14 protein-coding genes and 1 pseudogene are annotated in these 17,025 nt (G+C 69.0%); 9 read left to right on the top strand and 6 right to left on the bottom strand.

The genetic code is table 11. The features are described 5' to 3' along the window. The first annotated feature begins 127 nt into the window (after positions 1-127). The gene (locus tag ACOOHC_RS07555) at positions 128-3,523 is read left to right on the top strand and encodes a carboxyl transferase domain-containing protein (RefSeq protein ID WP_420453379.1); all 3,396 of its coding nucleotides are present in this window, start codon (positions 128-130) and stop codon (positions 3,521-3,523) included. Positions 3,524-3,613: 90 nt separating this feature from the next. Here ACOOHC_RS07555 and ACOOHC_RS07550 read toward each other — a convergent pair whose 3' ends face one another. From ACOOHC_RS07550 to ACOOHC_RS07540, 3 genes are read right to left on the bottom strand one after another with little or no spacing between them, the layout of a single operon-like run. Further along, complete coding sequence (locus tag ACOOHC_RS07550; protein ID WP_420453378.1) at positions 3,614-4,315, bottom strand: VOC family protein; 702 nt, start codon at positions 4,313-4,315, stop codon at positions 3,614-3,616. Next, a complete protein-coding gene (locus ACOOHC_RS07545) occupies positions 4,312-5,079 on the bottom strand; it encodes an enoyl-CoA hydratase/isomerase family protein (RefSeq protein WP_420453377.1) in 768 nt (255 codons plus the stop codon). Before ACOOHC_RS07545 ends, ACOOHC_RS07550 begins: the two co-directional genes overlap by 4 nt. Further along, positions 5,076-5,213: a hypothetical protein gene (locus ACOOHC_RS07540; protein WP_420453376.1), complete on the bottom strand. Its 138-nt coding sequence runs from the start codon at positions 5,211-5,213 to the stop codon at positions 5,076-5,078. The genes ACOOHC_RS07545 and ACOOHC_RS07540 overlap by 4 nt, the downstream gene beginning before the upstream one ends. Positions 5,214-5,402: 189 nt before the next feature. Between ACOOHC_RS07540 and ACOOHC_RS07535 the strand changes: the two genes are divergently transcribed. The 4 genes from ACOOHC_RS07535 (at position 5,403) to ACOOHC_RS07520 (ending at position 9,300) form a co-directional block, all read left to right on the top strand. Continuing rightward, entirely contained in the window at positions 5,403-5,918 is a 516-nt protein-coding gene (locus ACOOHC_RS07535; protein WP_420453375.1) for an RNA polymerase sigma factor, read from the top strand. After that, positions 5,915-7,429 carry a hypothetical protein gene (locus tag ACOOHC_RS07530; RefSeq protein ID WP_420453374.1) on the top strand — a complete coding sequence of 505 codons (1,515 nt, stop codon included), beginning with the start codon at positions 5,915-5,917 and terminating at the stop codon, positions 7,427-7,429. Before ACOOHC_RS07535 ends, ACOOHC_RS07530 begins: the two co-directional genes overlap by 4 nt. A gap of 525 nt (positions 7,430-7,954) precedes the next feature. Then, on the top strand, positions 7,955-8,563 hold the full coding sequence (locus ACOOHC_RS07525; protein WP_420453373.1) for a helix-turn-helix domain-containing protein: 609 nt from the start codon (positions 7,955-7,957) through the stop codon (positions 8,561-8,563). Beyond that, entirely contained in the window at positions 8,560-9,300 is a 741-nt protein-coding gene (locus tag ACOOHC_RS07520; protein WP_420453372.1) for a hypothetical protein, read from the top strand. Before ACOOHC_RS07525 ends, ACOOHC_RS07520 begins: the two co-directional genes overlap by 4 nt. 6 nt (positions 9,301-9,306) lie before the next feature. Here ACOOHC_RS07520 and ACOOHC_RS07515 read toward each other — a convergent pair whose 3' ends face one another. Together ACOOHC_RS07515 and ACOOHC_RS07510 are read right to left on the bottom strand one after the other, a co-directional pair. Then, the gene (locus tag ACOOHC_RS07515) at positions 9,307-10,296 is read right to left on the bottom strand and encodes an ERCC4 domain-containing protein (protein ID WP_420453371.1); all 990 of its coding nucleotides are present in this window, start codon (positions 10,294-10,296) and stop codon (positions 9,307-9,309) included. Positions 10,297-10,374: 78 nt separating this feature from the next. Next, positions 10,375-11,649 (bottom strand): ISL3 family transposase, encoded by a 1,275-nt coding sequence (locus ACOOHC_RS07510; RefSeq protein ID WP_420453370.1) that lies wholly within the window; start codon positions 11,647-11,649, stop codon positions 10,375-10,377. A gap of 220 nt (positions 11,650-11,869) precedes the next feature. Here ACOOHC_RS07510 and ACOOHC_RS07505 point away from each other — a divergent pair. From ACOOHC_RS07505 to ACOOHC_RS07490, 4 genes and pseudogenes are all read left to right on the top strand, one after another. Next, positions 11,870-13,032, top strand: a protein-coding gene (locus ACOOHC_RS07505) for an IS3 family transposase (protein WP_420450242.1) whose coding sequence is annotated in 2 segments (ribosomal slippage) — positions 11,870-12,154 and positions 12,157-13,032 — 1,161 coding nt in all. Because the reading frame shifts where the segments join, the coding sequence is not laid out codon by codon here. 85 nt (positions 13,033-13,117) lie between these two features. Then, complete coding sequence (locus ACOOHC_RS07500) at positions 13,118-13,561, top strand: MarR family winged helix-turn-helix transcriptional regulator (RefSeq protein ID WP_420453369.1); 444 nt, start codon at positions 13,118-13,120, stop codon at positions 13,559-13,561. Between the two features lie 17 nt (positions 13,562-13,578). Further along, entirely contained in the window at positions 13,579-14,007 is a 429-nt protein-coding gene (locus tag ACOOHC_RS07495; protein WP_420453368.1) for a pyridoxamine 5'-phosphate oxidase family protein, read from the top strand. 445 nt (positions 14,008-14,452) lie between these two features. Beyond that, a pseudogene (locus ACOOHC_RS07490) lies at positions 14,453-15,502 on the top strand (IS256 family transposase); the annotation flags it as partial. Between the two features lie 5 nt (positions 15,503-15,507). On the opposite strand, the gene ACOOHC_RS07485 reads toward ACOOHC_RS07490, so the two are convergent. Beyond that, positions 15,508-16,955, bottom strand: a protein-coding gene (locus tag ACOOHC_RS07485; RefSeq protein WP_420451466.1) for an IS3 family transposase whose coding sequence is annotated in 2 segments (ribosomal slippage) — positions 15,508-16,586 and positions 16,586-16,955 — 1,449 coding nt in all. Because the reading frame shifts where the segments join, the coding sequence is not laid out codon by codon here. Positions 16,956-17,025 lie beyond the last annotated feature (70 nt).

Raw genomic sequence — 17,025 nt, 5'->3', positions numbered from 1 at the left:
GCCTGGCGCGCCCGACCTCCACGGCGACCGTCGCGCCCGGGTCCCGACCCCCGGCGCGGTCGCCACGTGATCCCCGTGGCCGTCGTGCCAAGATGGCGCCCACCACGACCGGGGGAGTTGGTGCAGCGTGGCAGCAGGACAACGAGTGCTCGTCGCCAACCGCGGCGAGATCGCCATCCGGATCGCTCGGGCCGCCGCGGGGCTCGGGATCGAGTCCGTGTCCGTGCACACCGCCGTCGACGCCGCGGCGCTCCACGCGCGGATGACCACCGAGTCCCGCTCGCTGGGAGGGTCGAGCGCCGACCCGGTCGCAGCCCACCTCGATTCCGAGGCGCTCGTGGGCATCGCGCTCGACACCGGGTGCGACCTCGTCCACCCCGGCTACGGCTTCCTCGCCGAGAACGCCGGGTTCGCTCGGCGGTGCGCCGGAGCCGGGCTGACGTTCATCGGCCCCTCGCCGGACGCCCTCGCGCTGTTCGGCGACAAGGTGCGGGCGCGCGAGCTGGCGCGCTCGCTGGACATCCCGGTCGTCGAGGGCAGCGCCGAAGCGCTGGCCTCCGTCGACGACGCACGCGACGTGGCCGGGAGCGTCGGCTACCCGGTGATGCTCAAGGCCGCGGCCGGCGGTGGGGGGCGGGGGATGCGCGCCGTCGCCTCGGCCGACGAGCTCGACGAGGCGTTCGAGCGGTGCCGCAGCGAGGCTCGGTCCGCGTTCGGCGACGGGACGCTGTTCTGCGAGAAGCTCGTCGAGCGACCCCGCCACATCGAGATCCAGGTCCTCGCCGACTCGGCCGGGTCGGCGATCCACCTCCACGAGCGCGACTGCTCGGTGCAGCTCCGCAACCAGAAGGTCATCGAGATCGCACCGGCCCCGCAGCTGCCGGCCGGGCTGAAGGCCCGGATGTGCGCCGACGCGCTGGACCTGGTCCGCGCGGCGGGGCTGGTGAACGCGGCGACCGTCGAGTTCCTCGTCGACCCGGCCACCGACGAGCACCGCTTCATCGAGTGCAACCCGCGCATCCAGGTCGAGCACACGGTCACCGAGGAGATCACCGGCGTCGACCTCGTCGAGGCGCAGTTCCTCGTGGCCGGCGGCGCCACCCTCGCCGAGATCGGCCTCGCCGACCAGGACGCCGTGGGGGCGCCCCGTGGCGTCGCCGTCCAGGCGCGGGTCGTCGCGACCGGCCCGGGGACGATGACCGCCTACCAGGAGCCGTCCGGCCACGGGGTGCGCGTCGACTCGTGCGGCTACGCCGGGAACACCCCCGCGCCCCAGTTCGACCCGCTGTTCGCCAAGGTCGTGGGCAGCGCCCGCACCCACCGCGGTGCCCTGGACCGCACCCGGCGCGCGCTGGGCGAGTTCCTCGTGGAGGGCCCCGCCACGAACATCGCCTCGCTGCGAGCGATCCTCGCCCACCCCGACGTCGTGGCGGGCGACGCGCGCACGACCCTGCTGAGCGAGGCGCCGGAGCTGGTGTCGCCCGACGCCGAGCACACCACCCCGCTGGAGACGCTGCTCGAGCGCGTCGCCGGGCCCGGCGCTGCGACGCCCACCGGCGCGCCCTCCTCGGCGACCCCGTCGCTCGAGGTCGCCGACGGGCTCGAGGGCGTCGAGTCCCCGAGCGCCGGCAGCGTCGTGGAGGTGCGTGCCGCGGTCGGCGACGCCGTCCGGGCGGGCGACACCTTGCTCGTCGTGAGCGCGATGAAGATGGAGACCCCGATCACCGCCCCCCGGGCCGGGACGATCGTGGCCGTGGCCGAGGTCGAGGTCGGCGAGGCGGTGTTCGCCGGCCAGGTCGTGGTCACCCTCGAACCCGCCGACGACGCCGACGGTGGCGCGCCCGCCCCGACCGGAGCCGACTCGTGGGGTCCGATGCTCGACGACGTGGAGACGCTCCGGGGCCTGGCCGACGCCCGCCTCGGCCCCGATTCCGACGAACCCGGCGTCGTCCGCCAGCGCGACCGGGGCAAGCTCACCTGCCGCGAGCGCATCTCCCGTCTGCTCGACGACGGCTCGTTCCGTGAGGTCGGCAGCCTCGCCGGCTTCGCCTCCTACGACGCCGACGGGAACGTCGCCGCGTTCACCCCGGCGAACCACGTGGGCGGGTGGGGCACCGTCGAGGGACGGACCTCCATCGTGTGCGCCGACGACTTCACCTCGCGCGGCGGCCACGCCGACGGCGCGATCGGCGCGAAGAGCCTCCACCTCGACCGCCTGTCGATCGAGCTCCAGGTCCCCTCGATCCGCCTGCTCGACGGATCGTCCGGGGGCGGCAGCGTCGCCGCGATGGTCCCGAAGCAGGCCGCCGAGGGCGAGAGCTCCGCGAAGGAGAGCTCGGGCGCGATCACGGCGGGCCGACCGCGCGTGAGCGGAGGCGGGGGCTCGTTCCTCCCCGGCCACCTCGGCAGCACCCCGTACGCCCGCCAGCTGTCGACGGTGCCGGTGGTCAACCTGCTGCTCGGCAGCGTCGTCGGCATCGGCGCCGCGAAGGCCGTGCTCGGCCACTTCTCGGTGATGGTGCGCGACATCGCCCAGCTCTTCGTGGCGGGTCCACCGGTCGTCCGCCACGCGATGGGTGTCGACATCACCAAGGAGGACCTCGGCGACTGGAGGGTCCACTGCACCAACGGGTCCGTCGACGACCTCGCCGAGAGCGAGGACGAGGCGTTCGAGAAGACCCGCCGGTTCCTGTCGTACCTCCCGTCGAGCGTGCACGAGGCGCCGCCGGTGCTCGCTCCCGACCCCGCCGATCCGCCGGATCGGCGCGACGAGGAGCTCCTCTCGATCATCCCCCGCGGCCGCACGACCACCTTCGACATCCGTCGCGCCATCTCGCTGATGGCCGACGAGGGCTCCTTCTTCGAGATCGGCTCGCGCTGGGCGACCGACCAGGTCACCGGCTTCGTGCGGTTCGACGGGCACCCGCTCGGGGTGATCGCCTCCGACAGCCGCCACCCCAACGGCGGTGCGCTCACCGCGGACGGGTGCCGCAAGCTCACCCGCCACCTCGACCTGTGCGACCTGTTCCACGTTCCGGTGCTGAACCTGGTCGACAACCCCGGGTTCGCGGTCGGGCTCGAGCACGAGCGCGCCAGCACGATCCGAGCCGGGGCCGAGTGGATGGTGGCCTTCGCCCAGGTCCAGGTGCCGATCTTCACCGTGCTGATGCGCCGCAGCTTCGGGGTCGCCGGGAACAACTACGCCACCCCACGATCGCAGCCGTCGGTCCGCGTCACCTGGCCGGCGGCCGACGTCGGGGGGATCCCGCCCGAGGGCGGCATCGAGGCCGCCTACCGACGCCAGCTCGCCGAGGCCGAGGACCCCGACGCGCTGCGCGCGGAGCTCAACGCACGCATCGAGAGCGCGCGCGGGCCGGTCGGTCCGCTCAATCGCTTCGAGATCGAGGAGATGGTCGACCCGCGCGACACCCGCCGGCTGGTGTGCGAGTGGGTGGGCACCGCCTACCGGATCGTGCGCCAACCCGGCCGGCTCGGCCCACGCGAGATCCAGTTCCGGCCGTAGCTCGCTCGCCCGACGCGCCGGGCCCGCTCCGCCGATCGGTCGAGCGGGATCGGCTGCGACGCACCGGTCGAGCAGCCCGGCCCGTGCGTCTCAGACCGGGGTGGTGCGGAACTCCACCCCGGCGATGACGTCGGCGCGCTCGACCGATCCTCGGCAGTCGACGGCGACCAGCCCGCCGGTCCCCTCGGTGAAGCGGATCGTCGCGTCGTCCAGCTCGATCGCGCCGTCGACGACCGGGACGTCGCAGATCGCCGACCACCGGGCGGCCACGCCGTCGGGATCGGGGTCGCGGAGCTCGACGCCGGTGATCGCCGACACGACGTCGGTCCGGACCGCGTCCTGCCACCGGTCCCCCGCCGGCATCCACGGCCCGTCCGGGTCCTCGCCGCCCGGCTGGAAGTCGAGCTCGAGGAAGCTGCCGCCCGTGTCGGCCGGGTGCAGCTGGAGGATGCGGTACCCGCCGTCGTCGACGTGCTCCATGGCGACGCGCACGCCGAGGTCGTCGACCCGTCGCCGCAGCGCGTCGTGGTCGTCGGTGTGGCCGATCACCATGTACCCGCCGTCCCCTCCGAGGCGCTCGAGGCGACGACCGCCGGCGGTGCCGGGCCGGGTCGGCGACACCACCTCGACGAACTGGGAACCGAGCGGCAGCACCGCGTTGACGAGTCCGAACGCGGCGACCGACGGGTCGCGGTGCGCGACCTCGAGGCCGAGCACGCGGCGCAGTTCGTCGACGACGGCCTCGAGGTCGTGCGCGACGAGGGCGACCTGGCGGAGTCGGATCCAGCTCACGTGAACCTCGGTGGCCGCTTCTCGAGGAACGCGCGGAACGCCTCGGCGGTGTCCGCGCTCGCCGCGATGCGCAGGTGGCGCTCGGATTCGAGGTCGAGGTAGTCGCCGAGCCCCGTGCGCTCCGCTGCGAGGTAGTTGGCCTTCATCCCGCGCAGCGCCGTCGGCGACATGGCCAGCAGCCGGTCGACGACCGCCTCGGTCTCGTCGGCGAAGGCGTCGTCGGCGAACACGCGGGCGACGAGTCCGATGTCGAGCGCCTCCTGCGCGGTGACCTTGCGCGGGAGGAACGACAGCTCGCGCGCCCGGCCGGCGCCGACGAGGCGCGGGAGCGACCACGGGATCGCCATGTCGCCGGCGACCGCGACGTCGAGGAACGCCGTGTTGCACTTGGCCGATGCGGCCATCGTCCGCAGGTCGCAGGCGAGCGCCCACCCGAGCCCGGCTCCCGCGCAGGCGCCGTTGATCGCGGCGACGGTGACGGCGGGGACCTCGTGGAGCAGGGCGGCGACGCGGAACTCCCGGGCGGACAGCGTCTCGTCCTCCCCGCCCTCGGTGAAGTGGCCGAGATCGGCGCCGGGGCAGAACGAGCGGCCGGCACCGGTGAGCAGCAGGACGCGGATCTCGGGGTCGGTGGACGCTGCCTCGAGCGCGTCGGTCGCCTCGCGGACCATGCGGTTGGTCATCGCGTTCATGCGGTCGGGGCGGTCGAGGGTGAGGCGCGCGAGGCCGCCCTCCACCTCGTAGCGCAACGTCTCGAACGTCATCGCGACGTCCGACCGGGGCCGTGGGTGCGGTCCGCGGCGAGCACCTGCCCGACCCCTCGCGGCTCGTCGGGCCGCTCGAGCGCGGTCCACGTCGGCCGGTCGTCGGCTTCGTCCCGGTTGTCGTCGTCGGCCATCGTCGCTCCCGTCGTCGTCGGACCGACCGCGCGGCTCGACCTGTCGGCGAACGTAGCCCGCGACCGGTCCGCCCGGCGAGGAGGAGACGGTCGCCGATGGCGCCGTCGGCGCACGGGCGATCCGCGACCGGCCTCGCCGAGAAGTCGGTCAACCGGATCGGGTGCCGGGACGTGTGATGGTGGATGGAGATGGTGGACGACGCACGGGCCGTGGCGGGAGGTGGTGCGTCCTTCGATGCGTTCTTCCGTGCGGAGCACCGGCGCCTGGCGGCGCTCGCGACGGCGATGTGCGGCGACCGTGAGACCGGGCGTGACGTCGCGCAGGAAGCGCTGGCGCGCACCTACGAGGAGTGGGATCGGGTGGGTGCGATGGAGCGGCCCGGTGCCTGGACGCGCCGGGTCGTCGTCAACCTCGTGCGCGATCACGGACGCCACCTCGCGGTGCGGCGCCGCCGCCTCCCCGAGCTGGCGCGCCAGCTCGATCGTGGACCCTCGCCCGACGTCGCCGCGCTCGACGCCGAGACGTGGGCTGCCGTCGCGGCGCTGCCCGAGCGGCAACGGATCGCGATCGCGATCTTCTACATCGGAGATCGCTCGGTGCGCGACGTGGCCGAGGCGATGGGGGTGCACGAGGGGACCGTGAAGACGACGCTGCACGCGGCCCGTGAGCGCCTGCGCCGAGAGCTCTCGGGAGGATCGGGATGAGCGACATGGACCACGACCGCACCGACGACGTCGAGGACCGGTTGAGGGACGCCTCCGATCGCCTCGTCGCGAGCTTCGCCGACCTGGACTCCGACGCCGAGGCGCGCGCGGTCCGTCGAGGCGCGCGATCGGGCGGGATCGTGCCGCCCGATCGGCGGCGGTCGCGCTGGCTCACCGCCGCTGCGGTCGTCGCGCTGCTGGCCGGCGGCATCGCGGCGCTGGCGGGTGGGCTCGCGACCAGATCCGACGGTGGCGAGGACGACCTCCGCTCCGCGACGGTCGTCTCGACGTCGGATGAGACGGAGGACGCGTCGCCGGAGACGACCCCGGCGTCGTCGACCGCGCCCGAGCTCACCGACCCACCCCCCGCCACGTCGATCGCGGCCCCCGACACCTCCGCGCCGTCGACCTCCCCGCCGTCGACGGCGCCCGCTCCCCCGGCGCGGCCGGAGACGACCCCGCCGTCGACCGACCAGCCCGACCCCTCCGGACCTCCGACGGCCGCGGCGGGCGAGCTCTTCGTGACGGTCACGGGCGAGTCCCGGGCGGTCATCGACGTCCGCGACCCCGGCGGCGTGGTCGCGTCGTTCGACCTGACCTGCGCGACCGACGTGGACTGCGTCGTCCGGTCCGCACGGGTGATGGGTGACACGATCTGGGCCGCGATCGCCGACACCGAGCCGGGTGACGAGGGCGCCGTCGTGCGGTCGCGCATCGTGAGCGTGACGTGGTCGAACGGTGAGGTCACCGAGCACCTCTCGCTCGACGGGCCCGACGCGGTGCGGTCCGCGGGGCGGGGCGCCGACGGCGTGCTCTACGCCCACGTCGACTCGCTGCGAGGCGATGACCGTCCGTCGTTGGTCGAGGTCGACGACGGCGCGGCGCGGGTCGTCGAGACGGGGGTGGCGGGCTTCCGCCTCAGCGACGACGGGCGGTTCCTCGCGGTGTCGTTCTCGAACCCGTCGGCGGGCGCGCCGACCCGGTTCGAGGTGGAGGACCTCGTCGACGGCACGACGGCGGCGACCTTCGAGCTGGCGTACGTCAACGCCGGGCCGGCAGCGTGGTCGCCGGACGGCCGGTTCCTGATCGTCGACGAGCAGTGGGAGGACGGCACGGCGTGGGCGATTGATCCGTGGTCGGGGTCGGGCGAACCCGTCGGCGGGACGCAGCGGTTCCTCGACGGTGCGTGCTTCCTGCGCGCCGACGTCGTCGCGCACCGGACCTGGGACGTCGGGTACGGCCAGGGGGACGCCCGGCCCGGCGTGATCCGCCTCACCTCGCTCACCGACGGTTCGACGGTGGGCGAGCTCGGTGACGGCCTGTTCGGTGACGGCCTCCGCTGCCACCCCGACGGCTCGGTCAGCTACCTCCGACGCCCCGTGGTCGAGGTCGGGCAGTCGGAGGACGTCACGCAGTCGGAGCCGGATCGCAGCGCCCCCGTCGACCTCGTGCGCATCGCCCCCGACGGGACGACGACGGTCACGGCGTCCGGCGACCTCCGCCTCGTCTGACGCCCGGGTCGGCAGACGAACGCGCCTGCGAAGCGACGGCGGGTGCGCAGCCCCGGTCGTCGACGGGGCCCACGGGGTCGCCCATCCTCCCGCCGACGTCGAGGTGATCCTCCGGCGACGGCGGGATCTGGAGCGTGAGGATCCTTTGCGCCCACTTGCAGGGCCGGTGCGTTCACATGTCTCGGGACGCCACCGAGGCCGGACGCGCCCGCGGGCCCCGTTCCTCGATCGAGGCGAAGCGCAGCCGACCAAGACAAGAGCCCTGGTCAACGTGGTGTCGAAGGGGGACTTGAACTCCGGTATCTGGAGACTACGCCGAGTGTCGTTCTGTCACGTTTTACCTGGTCAGAGATTGTTTTCGTCCGTTGCTCATGTCGGTTGATGTCGTCTGATTCCCGCGAGTTTCGCCCCGTTCGCGGACATTCCGCGGACAAACTGCTGACAAGCGACACCTCCTACTGCGCCGATTCGCAGCTCTCCGTATAATACGTTGCATATATAACGTATTAACTCTACCGTGTGTGCATGTCCCAACTCAGTGTGGACCAGGCCGCCGATGCGCTTGGCGTTTCCCATGTCCAGGTGGGCCGGCTCATCGACGCTGGCGAACTGGACGCGAAGCGCTTCGGGCGGAGCTGGGCCATCGACTCCGACTCCCTCCACCGCTACCGCGTCTTGAGGCCTCGACGAGGTCGACCGCTCTCGGAACGAGCCGCCTGGCAGCGTGTGCTCGAAGCTGAACCGCCAGCCGACATCGATGAGGCCATCGACCTCGCTCGTTTTGTGCGACGACGAAGCCGCAACGAACGAGTCCGCATTCTCCCCGCCCTCGACGCCCGCATTGACGACGATCCGCGTGTCCGCCACGGCGGCGCCCACGCGGCCATCCGTCACGGCGCCAGCATCGGACGGCCGGAGCAACGAGACGTCTACATCAGCGCGCTGGACGCCGATGCGTTCCGCTCCGACTATCGAGCGAACCCGAATGCGGACCACCCGAACGTCGTTGTGCGCGTCGTCGATGAACTCATCGCCGGTGACGACCAGTTCTTGCCCCCGATCGTTGCCGTGCTCGATCTTCTCGATGCCGCTGACACACGCGCCGCCTCCGAAGCGCTCCGAGCTGTCCGATGACGATCACCGTCGACTTCACTCGGCTACACCCTGCCGCCGACGCTACGTGGACGGCGATCGCCCGACTGGTGGCCTCCACGAACATCCAGACATGGGCGGTCGTCGGCGGACAGATGGTCGCGATCCACGCGACCGTCTGGGGCGTCAAGGTGCCACGGGCGACCGACGACGGAGACATCGTGGTCGACGTCCGTACGTTCACACGCAGCGCCCTGCGAGACGTCGCCGACGCGCTCGTCGTGGACGGGTTCGGCTCGGAGCAGTCGCCGGAGGGGATCGTCCGATTCACCAAAGGTAACGCCAAGATCGATTTGCTCGCACCCGACGGACTCGGAGCCGAGCCGGTCGAGACCGGGAAGGGCCGGGTCGTCCAAGCGCCTGGTGCCACGCAGGCGGTCAAGCGTGCGGGACCTGTCATAGTGGAGCTCGCAAGCGAGCGGTTCGAGGTCCGCACCCCGAACCTGCTGGGCGCGATCGTCGCGAAGTCGGCTGCAGCGACAGAGGTCGTCTCCGCTTCACGGTTCGACAAGCAGAAGCACGAACGAGACCTCGCCACCCTCCTGATGTGCGCGGCACGAGATCCGGAGTTGGAGCAGTGGGCCGAGGCGATGACGAAGAAGGATCGAAAGCGGCTGACCGCTGCGCGCCGAGCGTTCCGGGATGATGCTCACCCGTGCTGGTCCGACGGTGCCAACCGAAGCGACGTCCGGACGGTGCTCGAAGTGCTCCTCGGGTAAATCGCTTCACTCCCCCGCTCGTGAAGTGGGCACTTGCACCATCGCAGCGCGACGAGCCTCCCAGATCTCCGGCCGCAGCCGACCTCGATCGCTCACATCCAGGCCCTCGGCGATCGCCCAGGCCCGCACCTCGGCCGTGGTCGGTTCGGGTGCCGGCACCGGGCCACCGGTGGTCAGGGCGTCGAAGCGCGCAGTGCCGACTGCATCGTTCGCACGGTGCTCGATCGCCGCACCGAAGAATCGATAGGTCCATTCCTGAGCGAGCTGGCGGGTTTCAGCGAACACGATCGGCACCGCCGGATACCTCACCGCCGCCTCGGCGATCTGCTCTGCCACCGAGGCCGGGCGAACGCGAGTGAGCTTGAACAACGACGAGTATCGATCATCGACAACCACGGCAGCATGGGATACATCGGCCATCGCAGCGAGCAAGGTCCAGAGCTTTCCGCCGACGATCGTCGACACGAGATCCTCGATGCTCTTGCGTTCGACGACTGCCACGACCTCACCGTCTGCCTCGACGGCGTAGTCGCCAACCGGCAGCGCCCGCTTCGAGGTCGTCGCCTGCTGGTCGGAGAACTTCCAGGCGTACCGCTCACGCGTGTCCACCACGATGTCGAGGCGACGACCCGACGCGCGAGCCGTCGGCACCGCAACGTTCGGCCGAGCCTGCTTGCGGGTTCGCGCCGACTGCCAGAACACCAGCTCGCGACCCCGAGCCTTCGTGAACACGAACTGCGACCTGTTCTCCCGCGCCCGATCGAGCACGAGATCGATGGCGACGCCGCGACGCACACATGAAGTCACTGGCACCCGCTCCACGATCTCGAGATCCTCGGGATCGGGCCACTCGGTCCCCGGATGGCAGAACACCTTGGCAGTGCGAGGCCACGTGTCCTTCACCTTCAGGACGACCGGACGCGATCCCACCGGCAAGCGCACCAGGAACGGCAGCGACGACTCTGCGTCGGGGTTCCGGGCGATGACGAACTCCACGACCCAACCGTAGATCGGCGAGCGACGCCCCCGGTTTACGGCGCTCACATTATGACGCTCTTCTGCTGTATCCGTGGGTCAGGTTCGGCCTGGGAGGGCGGGTGGGTGGCTGCCAAGCGCGAGCAGGGCGAGGGCGATGAGGGGTTCGGGTCCGTGGAAGCCGAACGCGATGCGGGTGAGGAGCCGAATCTTGGTGTTGGTCGACTCGATCAGGGCGTTGGAGAGCCCGGAGTCGAGGGCGTGATCGATCGCCACTCGGTGCTTCACGATCTTGCGGGCGAGTTCGACGAAGGCCGGCATTCGCGACCGGCGCGCCCACGACAACCACCTGTCGAGCGCGTGCTTGCCGGCGTCACCCTTGACGGCAAACACGAACCGCAGTCCTTCCTTGAGCAGGTAAGCGCGATGGAGCCGAGGGTCGATCTTGGCGATCCAGTCGAGCTGGGCGCATTGGTTCTCGGTGAGATCGCCGGGGTTCTTCCAGAGCGCGTAGCGGGCGCGTGCGATGCCGAGCGAGGTGCCTCGTGCGCGTCCTCGCTGGGACATGACGGTCGTGATCGCGTTTCGTCCCGATGCCTGGTTCCAGGCTCGGCGACGCTCGACGTCGAGCGCTTCGATGGCCCACGCGACGACGTGAAACGCATCGGCGCAGCGCACGGCGTTCGGGGCTCGCTTGGCGACGACGCGGGCGATCCAGCCCGCCATGTCCGCAGAGATGTGGGTCAACTCCGCAGCGCGTTCGTTGCCGAGTTCGTCGAAGAACACCTCCAAGTCGGCGTCGGTGCGGCCAGGGCCGACCCACACCAGATGGCCGGTGTCGTGATCGACCACGACGATCAGGTAGCGGTGTCCGCGCTTGTAGGAGATCTCATCGATCCCGATCCGTCGCAACCCGTCGAGACGATCAACACGCGCCTCGACATCTGCATTGACCCGCGTGACGATCGCACCGATGGTGCGCCACGCCACCCGCAACAACTCACACGTCGCGGACTTCGAGGTGCGCACCGCCAGCCACGCCGCCAAGTCGTCGAAGTCGCGGGTGTGGCCGACCCCATGACGAGCCCACGGCACTGCCACCACCGTCGGTCCGTGCGTGCGGCAACGCACCCGGGGTGCGTCGGCTTCGATGAACACCTTCGTCGTGCCGGCGTCCAACGCCCGCCACCGCCGACGACCATCACCACGGTCGTAGCGAGGCGAACGTCGATGGCAGTGTCCGCAGCGGCCACGAGCCCTCGCATCAGGTCGTGCCGACACCACGATCGATCCATCGGTGTCGTCGACACGGACCCCTTCCACGACCGTGCGCGTCAACCCGCACGCCTTCTCCCATACCTTGGTGTTCAGCACCCCGTCTGCCGTCCTTTCAGTTTCGAGCCTTCGACAGCGCGAAACCTAGGAATCAGGCGGGGTGCACCCGCGGATAGGCCCTCAACTCACCCACGGACAGAGCAGAAGAGCGCATTATGAGTGGCATTCCATGGGCGGGCACCGATCGCAAGGGTCTGCTGCACGGTTCGGTGACATCTGATCTGGCTTGCCCTCGAGGCGGGCCTGGAAGGATGTTGCTATGCCGAAGCCTTACCCGAAGGAGTTCCGCGACGATGTCGTGAGAGTCGCCCAGAACCGCGAAGAGGGGGTGACGTTGGAGCAGATCGCGAAGGACTTCGGGATCCACCCGATGACCCTGTCGAACTGGCTCTCCCAGTCCGCTGTCGACGCCGGCACCAAGCCCGGCAAGACCACAGCCGACAACGCCGAGCTACGCGAAGCGAACAAGCGCATTCGGCTCCTCGAGCAGGAGAACGAAGTGCTGCGCCGAGCGGCTGCGTATCTGTCTCAGGCGAACCTGCCGGGAAAAGGATCTACCCGCTCGTGACAGAGCTCGCTGCTGATGGGATCCCCGTCACGGTGACGTGTCGGGTGTTGAAGCTCTGCCGCCAGGACTACTACCGCTGGCGCCACGAGCCCGTCACCGACGCGCTGCTCGACGAAGCGCACCTCACCAACGCCCTCTTCGACGCCCATGTCGATGACCCGGAGTTCGGATATCGATTCCTGGCCGACGAAGTTCGAACCGCCGGCTTCGAGGTCGCCGACCGAACCGTGTGGCGAATCTGCCGCGACAACCAGTGGTGGTCAGTGTTTGGCAAGAAGAAGTCGAAGGTATCGAAGCCGGGCGCTCCTGCGCACGACGACCTGGTGAAGCGCGACTTCACCGCTGCCGGGCCTGACGAGTTGTGGCTGACCGACATCACCGAGCACTGGACGAGAGAAGGAAAGCTCTACCTGTGCGCGATCAAAGACGTCTGGTCGAACCGGATCGTTGGCTACTCGATCGACTCACGCATGAAGGCCCGCCTCGCCGTCCAGGCGATCGACAACGCAGCTGCGCGTCGAGGCGGTGACGTGGCCGGCTGCATTCTGCATTCCGACAGAGGATCGCAATTTCGTTCACGGAAAGCCCAGCAGGCGTTGATCCGTCACGGCATGGTCGGCTCGATGGGCCAAGTCGGCTCCGCCGGCGACAACGCCGCGATGGAATCGTTCTTCTCACTGCTCCAGAAGAACGTGCTGAACCGGCGCACCTGGACCACCCGAGAAGAGCTGCGGATCGAGATCGTGACCTGGATCGAACGCACCTACCACCGCCGCCGGCGACAGCCCCGCCTCGGCCGGTTGACCCCGATCGAATACGAGACCATCATGACCCCGACCGCCAAGGTCGCCTAACAAACGCCACCTGTCACCAGATCGTGCAGCAGACCCTTCCGCCATCACGGTGTGATCCGTGAGTACTCAATGATATGGTCATGGAATGACCGATGCCGAAACCATCGATGGGGCCGTTCTCGCCGCGACGCTCCACGACGCATGGAGCGCCTTCGAACGGATCTTGAACGGCAATCTCAGTGCGATTCGCGGCATCACCTACTCCGAGTACCGGCTGCTCTCGGCGATCGCTGGCGGTCTCGAGAAGGGATGTAGCCGTGTGGACCTTGCCCGATCGGTCGGCCTTTCTCCATCCGCGGTCACACGAGCGCTTCGGCCGCTGACCGAGCTGGGAATGGTGGTCACGACGAAGCACGAGCGCGACGCGCGTCTCGCAATGGCGCGTCTGACGCCTCAGGGTGAGGAGTTGGTTGCGGATGCGGCGGGAGTCGTCGACGACGTCGCGTCTCGCATGGTCGAACAGACTCCACTCGCCAATGAGCACAGAACCCGGTTGCTCGAAATGTTGACCGAACTCGCTCACCTCTGAGCCGGAAGGAACCCACCATGCACGTTTCCGACATCGAGGCCATCGGCCGCCAACTGTCTCCTCGCACCTACCTCGCGACCATCGGACCACACGACGAACCTCACGTCGTTCCGGTGCACCCCGGATGGGAAGGCTCGACCATCTGGATCATGACGGGCACCACCGCCGTCAAGACCCGCAACATTGCGGAGCACCACAAGGTCTCGATGCACTGGGAGGCCAACGACGCCGGCGACGGGCTGCTCGTCTGGGGCGACGCCACGATCCACAGCGACGCAGCAACCAAGGCCAGGTTGTGGAGCGGTGTCTTCGACTACGACCTCGCCGAGTTCGCTCCCGGCGGCAGCGCCTCACCCGACATCGTCTGCCTCGCGATCGAGCCGGTGAAGGCCGTGCACGCTCTCGCATACGGAAGCGCCGGGGTGCAACGATGGACAACGCCCTGAAGCACTCCCACGTGCAGTGGCTTTCGTGTCGGACCGGAGCGAGAAGCCGGACGACCACTCACGCGCAACCTGTCGGCCCGGGAGGGTGGGAACAGACGTTGTCTTCAGACCTTCCGCGGACAACCCTGAGTACCTGCTGGTATCCGGGAAGCCTGCCCGCTCTGGTCTCAACGCCACGCTCCGCAGGTCCTCCTCATCTGAACATCGGGCGAGCCCGCTCGGGGTCGCTCAACCCGATGTTGGCCTGCGGCGAATGGCTCACCCGGCAACAGAGCATCGGTCGATGAACCGTTACGTGGCGTCCTGCTGTTCCAGCCAGGTCAGAATCGCCTCGGTCGTGTCCTCCGGCCGTTCTTGCTGGATCCAATGGGACTGTCAGATCCGCGGTGTAACTGGTCTGGCCTGAAACGCTGAGCGACTCGCTTGGCCGGAAGGACAGACAACGATGACAGACCATGATGTGGCGGTGGTGACACCGTCGGATGAGACAAGCGAGGAGCGGCCAGATCGGTCGCTTGCCGAGCAGCTCGTCGACCAGGCACGATCGGACGGGCGGAATCTCGTCGGCCCCGGCGGGCTGCTGAGCGATCTCACGAAGCAGGTCCTCGAGACGGGTCTCGAGGTCGAGATGGAAGAACATCTCGGCTATCCGAAACACGCCGTCGAGGGCCGCAACGGTGGCAACAGTCGCAACGGGACACGTTCGAAGACGGTGATCACCGAGATCGGCCCGATCGAGCTGGAGGTGCCACGCGATCGTGACGGCAGCTTCGAGCCTGAAACGGTGCGCAAGAACCAGCGCCGGCTCGACGGGGTCGACTCGATGGTCATCTCCTTGACGGCGAAGGGTTTGACGACTGGTGAGGTCGAAGCCCATCTGGCCGAGGTGTACTCGACGAACATCTCCCGCGAGACGATCTCGAAGATCACCGACCGGGTCCTGGGCGAGTTGGCCGAGTGGCAGAACCGGCCGCTCGACCGCGTCTATCCGGTCATCTTCATCGATGCGATCGTCGTGAAGATCCGCGACGGTCAAGTCGCCAACCGGCCCGTGTACGCGGCGATCGGTGTCACCGTTGACGGTCAACGCGACATCCTCGGCCTCTGGGTCGGCACCGGTGGCGAGGGCGCCAAGTACTGGTTGCAGGTGCTCACCGAGATCAAGAACCGCGGCGTCGAAGACGCCTGCATCGTCGTGTGCGACGGACTCAAAGGCCTGCCCGAGTCGATCGAGGCGACCTGGCCGTTGGCGATCGTGCAGACCTGTGTGCTGCACCTGATCCGCAACACCTTCCGCCTCGCCAGCCGCGCCGACTGGGACAAGATGGCACGCGATCTGCGACCCGTCTACACCGCCGTCAACGAAGCCGACGCCGCAGCGAGATTGGACGAGTTCCACACCATCTGGGGCAACCGCTACCCGGCGATCCAGTCGCTCTGGAAGAACGCGTGGGCCGAGTTCGTGCCGTTCCGGAACCTGTCAAGCCGTTTGAGACATTTCTAGTTTGAGTGGATGAGGGCCTCGCGTTGGGGTTCGTTGATCCAGGCGACAGCTGGGAGTTTCGGGGGTTCGGGCCGGCGGTGACGGAATCGGGCCGGGTTTGAGGCGTAGGCAGCGTCGAGGGTGACCGACCGCTGCTCGCGGATCTGGTCGGCGGTGCCGTAGTGAACCGAGGCCGGCGTGTGGAGCCCGATCCCGGAGTGGCGATGCACGTGGTTGTAGTGATCGAAGAACTCGGCGCAGAACGCTCTGGCATCCGCGATGGAGCCGAATCGGTCGGGGAACGCCGGGCAGTATTTCAGCGTCTTGAATTGGGCTTCGGAGTAGGGGTTGTCGTTGGAGACGTGCGGCCGGGAGTGGGATCGTGCGACGCCGAGATCGACCAGCAGTTGTGACACCGGCTTGGAGGTCATTGCGCTGCCGCGGTCGGCGTGCAACGCCAACTCGCCCTTCGCGACACCTTGGTCTCGGTAGGCGGCGTCGATGAAGTCGGCAGCGAGTTGGCCGGTCTCTGCTGGTGCGACGCACCAGTTGACGACATAGCGGGAGTAGATGTCGATGATCACGAACAACTCGTAGTAGACGCCACGCGTCGGGCCCTTCAGCTTGGTGATGTCCCACGACCAGACGGCGTTGGGTGCAGTGGCGATGAGTTCGGGTTTCTTGCGTGCCGGGTGGGTGCGCTGGCGGCGTCGTTCGCGGTTCTGACCCGCGATGCGCAGCAGGCGGTACATGGTCGAGATCGAGCACAGGTAGGTGCCGTTGTCGAGGAGTCGCGCCCAGATCTGGGCGGGTGCGAGGTCGCAGAACTCCGGCGAACGCAGCACCGCCAGCACGTGTTGGCGCTCGGCCTCGGTCAGCTTGTTCGGTGGCACCGGTCGAGGTGCGGGCGGACCCAACTTGGGTGGTCGACAGCGCCGGTAGTGCGAGGCCCGGGGCTGGCCGAGCAGACGGCACGCTTGTCTGGTCGACGTCGCTGCGGTGAGGTCGTTGAGGTGGGTGTCGATCACTGCTTGTACTTCGGGTCGATGTCCGCGCTCTCGGAGAGCAGCTCCAAGAGCGCGTGTGCTTTTCCCGTGATCTCCAACGCCAACTTCGTGCGCTCCAGCTCCGACTCGAGCTTCGCGTTCTTCTTCCGGAGCCGGTCGAGTTCGGCCTGCTCCGCGCTGCGACGTCGACGATCCTTGGCCGTTGTGGCCGGCTGGTCGCGGCGGGCGCGCTGGTTGCGCCACTCCGAGATATGCGACGTGTACAAGCCCTCGCGGCGCAACAACGCACCGCGCTCCTCGCTGGTCGCGGCGTTGTCGTACTCGTCGATGACGCGGTCCTTGAAGACGTTCGAGAACCGTCGACGGGTCGGTTTCGCTGCCGGATCGACAGCATCATCGTGTTCGTTCACGCTCCCATTCTGGGCGCGAACTGATGTGGTGGTTGTGGTCATGGTCATCGGTCAGGTGTCCTTGTTCTCGCCCCGATGGACAGTGAGCACCGGCATCACCGGTGTCTCACCTCAGCCT

Source organism: Ilumatobacter sp. (assembly GCF_965215205.1).
GTDB lineage: Bacteria > Actinomycetota > Acidimicrobiia > Acidimicrobiales > Ilumatobacteraceae > Ilumatobacter_A.
Note: the sequence above shows the minus strand (reverse complement) of the source record. Positions and strands in the feature narration are given on the sequence as shown.